The sequence below is a fragment of the Stenotrophomonas sp. HMWF023 genome, from assembly GCF_003060985.1.
In the GTDB taxonomy this organism is placed as follows: Bacteria; Pseudomonadota; Gammaproteobacteria; order Xanthomonadales; family Xanthomonadaceae; genus Stenotrophomonas; species Stenotrophomonas lactitubi.
The window spans coordinates 1-6,892 of the sequence record NZ_QAIJ01000183.1 but is presented as its reverse complement, the minus strand read 5'-3'; the positions used below and the strand labels follow the sequence as shown (position 1 = coordinate 6,892).

8 protein-coding genes are annotated in these 6,892 nt (G+C 67.3%); 7 read left to right on the top strand and 1 reads right to left on the bottom strand.

The genetic code is table 11. The annotated features are described in order from the left end of the window. Positions 1 to 95: 95 nt before the first annotated feature. The 4 genes from DBR20_RS09890 to DBR20_RS09875 all read left to right on the top strand — a co-directional run bounded on the left by DBR20_RS09890 (position 96) and on the right by DBR20_RS09875 (position 3,812). The gene (locus DBR20_RS09890) at positions 96 to 731 is read left to right on the top strand and encodes an SCP2 sterol-binding domain-containing protein (protein ID WP_108266051.1); all 636 of its coding nucleotides are present in this window, start codon (positions 96 to 98) and stop codon (positions 729 to 731) included. Beyond that, positions 728 to 2,383 carry a ubiquinone biosynthesis regulatory protein kinase UbiB gene (gene ubiB, locus DBR20_RS09885; RefSeq protein WP_108266050.1) on the top strand — a complete coding sequence of 552 codons (1,656 nt, stop codon included), beginning with the start codon at positions 728 to 730 and terminating at the stop codon, positions 2,381 to 2,383. Before DBR20_RS09890 ends, ubiB begins: the two co-directional genes overlap by 4 nt. Further along, a complete protein-coding gene (locus tag DBR20_RS09880) occupies positions 2,380 to 2,967 on the top strand; it encodes an O-methyltransferase (protein WP_108266049.1) in 588 nt (195 codons plus the stop codon). Before ubiB ends, DBR20_RS09880 begins: the two co-directional genes overlap by 4 nt. Before the next feature lie 107 nt (positions 2,968 to 3,074). After that, a complete protein-coding gene (locus DBR20_RS09875) occupies positions 3,075 to 3,812 on the top strand; it encodes a pseudouridine synthase (RefSeq protein ID WP_108266048.1) in 738 nt (245 codons plus the stop codon). Positions 3,813 to 3,896: 84 nt separating this feature from the next. Here the strand turns inward: DBR20_RS09875 and DBR20_RS09870 are convergent, their stop codons facing one another. Continuing rightward, complete coding sequence (locus DBR20_RS09870; RefSeq protein ID WP_108266047.1) at positions 3,897 to 4,415, bottom strand: DUF2059 domain-containing protein; 519 nt, start codon at positions 4,413 to 4,415, stop codon at positions 3,897 to 3,899. A 134-nt stretch (positions 4,416 to 4,549) separates the two neighbouring features. On the opposite strand from DBR20_RS09870, the gene arfB reads away from it, so the two are divergent. The 3 genes from arfB to DBR20_RS09855 all read left to right on the top strand — a co-directional run. After that, on the top strand, positions 4,550 to 4,981 hold the full coding sequence (gene arfB, locus DBR20_RS09865) for an alternative ribosome rescue aminoacyl-tRNA hydrolase ArfB (protein ID WP_089241560.1): 432 nt from the start codon (positions 4,550 to 4,552) through the stop codon (positions 4,979 to 4,981). A gap of 4 nt (positions 4,982 to 4,985) precedes the next feature. Continuing rightward, complete coding sequence (locus DBR20_RS09860) at positions 4,986 to 5,588, top strand: lysophospholipid acyltransferase family protein (RefSeq protein ID WP_089241558.1); 603 nt, start codon at positions 4,986 to 4,988, stop codon at positions 5,586 to 5,588. A gap of 111 nt (positions 5,589 to 5,699) precedes the next feature. After that, positions 5,700 to 6,892, top strand: a 1,193-nt coding sequence (locus DBR20_RS09855) for a M3 family metallopeptidase (protein WP_258223276.1), incomplete at its 3' end; no start/stop codon positions are given.

Here is a 6,892-nt window from a genome sequence, read left to right as displayed (position 1 = left end):
CCCTCAGCAGACTGCTTCTGACGTTGACCTTGCATCTGCGGGTGCCGGGCGGCAGCCCGGCCCAAGCTCACCACCCACGCAGGTAGAATGCGCACATGGCTCTTTCCCTGCTCAAGTCCCTCAAGCCGGTCGCTGGCCGCGCGCTGCAGATCGCCCTGAACCGCGCGCTGGCGCTGGATCCGGATACCCGCCATGCACTGGCCAGCCTCGACGGTCGCCATATCGACCTGACCCTGGACGCACCGCCGCTGGCGATGCGCATCAGCGTCGACGGCACCCAGTTGCGGGTAGGCCCAGTGGATGCACAGGAAGCCGACCTGGCCGTGCGCAGCAGCCTGGCTGGCGTGCTGGCGCAGCTGCCGCTGCTGGCGCGCGCCCGCCAAGGTGCTGACAACAGCAAGGGCCGCGTGCGCGTGGCCGGCGACGCAGAACTGGCGCGCCGCCTGCAGCAGCTGGCCAAGGGCTTCGATCCGGACTGGCAGCAGCCGTTCGTCAGCGTGTTCGGCGACGTGCTGGGCGTGCAGGTGGCCAACACCCTGCGCAGTGCCCTGCAGCACGCTCGCCAGGGCGCCATTGATCTGGCCCACAGCGCCGCTGAATTCATCACCGAGGAATCGCGCGACGTGGTGCCACGTGCCGAACTGGACGCCTTCCACGACGACGTGGACGTGCTGCGCGATGATGTCGAGCGCCTCGGCGCACGCGTGCAGCGCCTGCGGGGTGCCGCATGAAGGCGCTGTTGCGGGCCAGCCGCATCGGCCGGGTGATCCTGCGTTACCGCCTCGATGACCTGCTGCAGGACACGCTGGCCGAGCGCTGGCTGCGCCTGGCCAAGCCGTTCGTGCCGCGCGCTTCGGCCGACATCGCCGCACAGTCGCGCGGTGCGCGCCTGCGCCTGGCGCTGCAGGACCTGGGACCGATCTTCGTCAAGTTCGGGCAGATCCTGTCGACCCGCCGCGATCTGGTGCCGCCGGATGTGGCCAATGAGTTGACCCTGCTGCAGGACCGGGTAAAGCCCTTTGACGGCGACGCCGCGCGCCGCATCGTCGAGGAAGCACTCGGCCTGCCGGTCAGCGAAGCCTTCGCCAGTTTCGATACCGAGCCGCTGGCTTCGGCGTCGATCGCGCAGGTACACGCGGCCACCCTGGCCGATGGCCGCCAGGTGGTGGTCAAGGTGCTGCGCCCGGGTATCGAGAAGCAGATCGACGCCGACATCGCCCTGCTCAACTCGCTGGCAACGCTGGTCGAGCGCACCCATCCGCGGGCCGACAAGATCCGCCCTCGCGAAGTGGTGGCCGAAGTCGAAAACACCCTGGCCGCCGAGCTGGACCTGCAGCGCGAAGGCGCCAACGCCAGCGTGTTGCGTCGCTTCTGGGAGAACTCCGACGACCTGTACGTGCCGGAAGTGATCTGGAGTCATACCGCCGAGCGTGCACTGACCCTGGAGCGCGTTTGGGGCATTCCCTCCGATGACATCGCGGCACTGGACAAGGCCGGCATCGACCGCAAGGCGCTGGCCGCCAAGGGCGTGCGGGTGTTCTACACCCAGGTGTTCCGCGACAACTTCTTCCATGCCGACGCGCACGCCGGCAACATCTGGGTCGACATCGATCCGATGCGCCGCGACAACCCGCGCTTCATCGCGCTGGACTTCGGCATCATGGGCCAGCTCTCGCAGGAAGATCAGTACTACCTGGCCGAGAACTTCATGGCCATCTTCAACCGCGACTACCGCCGCATCGCCGAACTGCACGTGCAGGCGCGCTGGATGCCCGACAACGTGCGCATCGATGATCTGGAAGCAGCGGTGCGCTCGGTGTGCGAGCCGTACTTCACCCGCCCGCTGTCGCAGATCTCGCTGGCCGAAGTGCTGATGAAGCTGTTCCGCGTGGCCCAGCGCTATCAGTTGACCCTGCAGCCACAGCTGATCCTGCTGCAGAAGACCCTGCTCAACATCGAAGGCGTCGGCCGCCAGCTCGATCCGCAGATCGACATCTGGGCCGTGGCCAAGCCGGTGCTGGCGAAGATCCTGCGCGAGCGCTACAGCCCGCGCCGCGTGGTGCGCGAGATCGGCAAGCGCCTGCCGGAAATCATGACCCATGCGCCTGACATGCCGCGCCTGGTGCACGCCTGGTTGACCCAGCAGGTGGAAGGCCGGCATGAACTGGCGATGCGTTCGCGCGACCTGGTCGCGCTCGATGCCAGCCTGCAGCGGCTGCAGAAGCGCGCGGTCGGGGCGATCACTGGCGTTGGTCTGCTGGCGATTGCCGCATTGATGTACGTGCTGCAGCCGCCGGGCTGGTACTGGGGCGACGTGCCGGCATGGAGCTGGGTGTCCGGTACCGTTGGCGTGTTCGCATTGGCGCGTGCGTGGTGGCGATGAGTGATGCGCTGAGTGCGCTCAGACAGGAGCTGGCGCAGTTCGGCAGTGACAACGATGCGCGCGAAACCGATCGTGGCCGGCGCATGCTCAACATCACCGCCGATACCGGTGAACTGCTGTCGGTGCTGGTGCGGTTCGGCAATGCCCGTCGCGTGCTGGAGATCGGCACGTCCAATGGCTATTCCACGCTGTGGCTGGCCGAGGCCGCTGCTGCCATTGATGGCAGGGTGACCACGCTGGAGTTCGCCGCCGAAAAGGTGGCGATGGCCCGTGCGAATTTCGCCCGCAGCGGATTGGGTGAGCGCATCGAACAGGTCCACGGTGAAGCCGGGCAGTGGCTGGCGCAGGCGGCCGATGGCTGCATCGACCTGCTGTTCCTGGATTCGGATCGCGGGCAGTACGCAGGCTGGTGGCCGCAGCTGCGCCGCGTGCTGCGCCCCGGTGGCCTGCTGGTGGTCGACAACGCCACCTCGCATGCAGAGCAGATGGAACCCCTGCGCGCCCTGCTGGCCGCCGACGCGGCGTTCACCACCAGCCTGGTGCCGGTGGGCAATGGCGAACTGCTGGCGCTGCGCAACGCCTGACTGCTTTACAGGTAGGTGCCAACCTTGGTTGGCACGCTATTGCCGGTCGCGCGGAGCAGCCGAGCGTGGGCTCGGCTCTACAGAGGGCAGGCCTTTATAATCGCGCGGTGAGCACCGAACCCGACACCCTCGCTGCGGTCGAGATTGAAACCGCGCCCCTGCAGCTGCTGCACCTGGATGAACGCCTGGCCGTGGTCAACAAGCCGGCCGGGCTGATGGTCCACGACAGCAAGCTGGCCCGTGGCGAAGATGATTTCCTCGCCGATCGCCTGCGCGAGCAGCTGGGTCGGCCGATCTTCCTGGTCCATCGCCTGGATCGCGCCACCAGCGGCTGCCTGCTGCTGGCCTTCGACCGCGACGCTGCCAGCATGCTGGGCAAGGCGCTGATGGGCGGCGAAGTGAGCAAGGACTATCTGGCGATCTGCCGCGGCTGGCCGGCCGAGGAGGCCTGGCAGGTCGACCACGATCTGGACGGCGGCCCGGGCAAGCCGGTGAAGAAGCCGGCGATCACCGACTTCCAGCGCCTGGCAGCCGGCGAACTGTCGGTACCAGTGGGGGAGTTCGCCAGTTCGCGCTACGCGCTGCTGCGCTGCCAGCCGCAGACGGGGCGCTTCCGGCAGATCCGCCGGCATCTGAAGCACCTGTCACATCACCTGATCGGCGATACCAGCCATGGTGATGGCCGGCACAACCGCAACTTCCGCATGCAGGGTGTACACCGCATGCTGCTGCATGCCGAGCGGCTGCGCTTCCCGCATCCGGATGGCGGCACGGTGGACGTGCGCGCCCCGGTCGACGGTGAGTTCCAGAAGGCGCTGGACCTGTTCGGCTGGCAGGTGCCGTAGCGGTAGCGCCGGGCCGTGCCCGGCGGCTTCTGCGATGAAACGGCCGCGCTTCGCGCTCGCCGGGCATGGCCCGGCGCTACCGCCTCACTTTTTTTCCGGCTCGTTGACGATCACTTCCAGATCCTTCTGCAGATCGGCGAACAGCGGCTGCATGCGCGTCTGGATCGCCACCATCACGTTCTGCATCAGCGCCGGAGTCTTGTCGAGCAGGCTCTGGCCAGCCGGGCTCTCGTAGAACTCGGCCATGGCCAGCACGTCTTCCTTGCTGAAGGTCTTCTTGTACAGGTCCACGTACATCGGCCGCAGCTGCTGCCACGACAGTGCCTGGCGCAGGGTCTGGCTGGTACGGGCCTGGATGCGCTGCAGCTGTTCCTGCTGCTGGGCGTTGAGCTGGCGCTGTGCGGCCACCTGCTGGAACTGCTGCTGCTGCATCGATTCGATCTGCGGCAGCATGGTGTCGATCATGCTCTGCGCACGCGAGGCCGACAGCAGACGGTTGATGTCGCCATCGGTGGGCGCTGCGGCCAGCACCGGCGCGCTTGCTGCGGCCAGCGCCAGCAGCAGGGTCGCGCGGCGCAACAGGGAGGGGAGCAAGCGGGTCATGCGGAGCGTCCTGCAGTACACGGGACGGCAAGCATACCCCCGGCAAAGGCGAAGGCGGCGTGTTCGGTGCCTGATCGGCGGCATACGGTGCGCGATGGCAGCCACGGCAACGCGGCTGCCGCTACAATGCGCGGATGGGCAACGGACCGGTCACCATCAGCGCGCAGCTTGAAATCCCCGACGGCGAGATCGTCGAGCGTTTCGTGCGTGCCAGTGGTGCCGGCGGCCAGAACGTCAACAAGGTCTCCACCGCGGTGGAACTGCGTTTCGACGTGGCCGGTTCGCCCTCGTTGCCCGAGCCGTTGCGCGAGCGCCTGCTGGCGCGGCGCGACCGGCGCATGACCGGCGAAGGTGTGCTGGTCATCGACGCGCAACGTTTCCGGACCCAGGATCGCAATCGCGAGGATGCGCGCGAGCGTCTGGCGGCCTTCATCCAGGCCGGGCTGAGCGTGCCCAAACCACGCAAGGCCACCAAGCCGACCTTCGGGTCGAAACTGCGTCGTCTGGACGCCAAACGCGGGCGCGCGCAGATCAAGCGCGGGCGCTCATCACGTGACTGGGAGTGATTGCTTGAACAACCCGACGCCGTTGCTGCCGGCCATTCCGCCGAACATGCCGCAGGTCAAGCCCAACCGTTTCCTGCGCTGGCTGGCGCGCTGCACGCTGCGCATGGGCGGCTGGAAAGTGACCGGAACCCTGCCGGATGTGCCGAAAGTGGTCTTCATCATCGCCCCGCATTCGTCCAACTGGGACGGGCTGTGGGGCATGGCCGCGAAGATCGCACTGGGCATGAAAGTGAAGGTGCTGGGCAAGGCCTCGCTGTTCTGGTGGCCACTGGGCCCGCTGCTGCACAGGCTCGGCGTGATCCCGCTGGACCGCAGCTCGCCGCAGGGCACCGTGGGCCAGGCCGTGGACCTGCTGCGCAACAACGAGAAGATGTGGTTCGCGATCACTCCGGAAGGCACCCGCAAGGCCGTCAAGGAATGGAAGGCCGGCTTCCTGAAGATCGCGCGGATGGCGGACGTGCCGATCCTGGCGGCCTATTTCCATTACCCGGAGAAGATCATCGGCATCGGTCCGCTGTTCACGCCGACCGGCGATGATGCCGCCGACATGGCGACCATCCGCGAGTTCTACCGGCCTTGGATCGGCAAGACCCGCGGCACGGTCTGAGCCGATCGCTGCCGGCAGCGTAGACGCCACGTCCGGCACATGCCGGGCGCCCGTGACAGGAGTAGGGTGGACGGCTGGCATCCCGTACCGTCTGCCCAAGGAGCGTTTTACATGTCGCGTACCGTAGTCCTGGCCGCCGCCATCAGCCTGGCGCTGGCGGCCTGTTCCGGCAAGGAGTCCACCCCCGTGTCCGAAGCCCAGAATGCACCGGCCCAGCAGCCGGCCGAAGCCTCCACCAACCCGCTGCTGGCCGCCAGCAGCCTGCCGTTCCAGGCACCGCCGTTCGACAAGATCAAGGACAGCGATTACCTGCCGGCCTTCGAAGAAGGCATGCGCCTGCATCTGGCCGACGTGCGCAAGATCGCCGACAGCGCCGAGCCGGCCACCTTCGACAACACCATCGTGGCGATGGAGCGCAGCGGCGAGACCCTGACCCGCGTGTCGCGCATCTTCTTCGGCCTGGTCCAGGCCGATACCAACGATGCCCGCCAGAAGATCCAGGAAGAAGTGGCGCCGAAGCTGGCCGCGCACCAGGACGAGATCAACCTCGATCCGAAGCTGTTCGCCCGCGTGAAGTCGCTGTACGACCAGCGCGAGACGCTGGGCCTGGATCCGGTGCAGAAGCGCCTGGTCGAGCATTACTACGATGGCCTGGTGCGCTCGGGCGCACAGCTGTCCGACGCCGACAAGGCAAGCCTGCGCAAGCTCAACGTGGAAGAAACCACGCTGTCCACCCAGTTCCACACCCGTCTGGTGGCTGCAACCGCCGCTGCCGCGGTCGTGGTGGACGACAAGGCCAAGCTGGCCGGCCTGGACGACGACGCGGTCAACAATGCCGCTGCCGCCGCCAAGGACCGCAAGCTGGATGGCAAGTTCCTGCTGCCGCTGCAGAACACCACCCAGCAGCCGGTGCTCGGCTCGCTGACCGACCGCGACCAGCGCGCGGCCGTGCTGAAGGCTTCGGAAACCCGTGCCGAGCGCGGCGATGCCAACGACACCCGGCAGACCGTGCAGCGCCTGGCCCAGCTGCGTGCGCAGAAGGCCAAGCTGCTCGGCTTCGACACCTTCGCCGACTACCAGCTGGGCGACCAGATGGCCAAGACCCCGGCGGCCGCGCTGAAGCTGCTGACCGACACCGTGCCTGCCGCCACCGCCAAGGCACGTGCCGAGGCCGGCGAGATCCAGAAGGTGATCGACGCCCAGAAGGGTGGTTTCCAGGTAGCCGCCTCGGATTGGGACTTCTACGCCGAGCAGGTGCGCAAGGCCAAGTACGATCTGGACGAGTCGCAGATCAAGCCGTACTT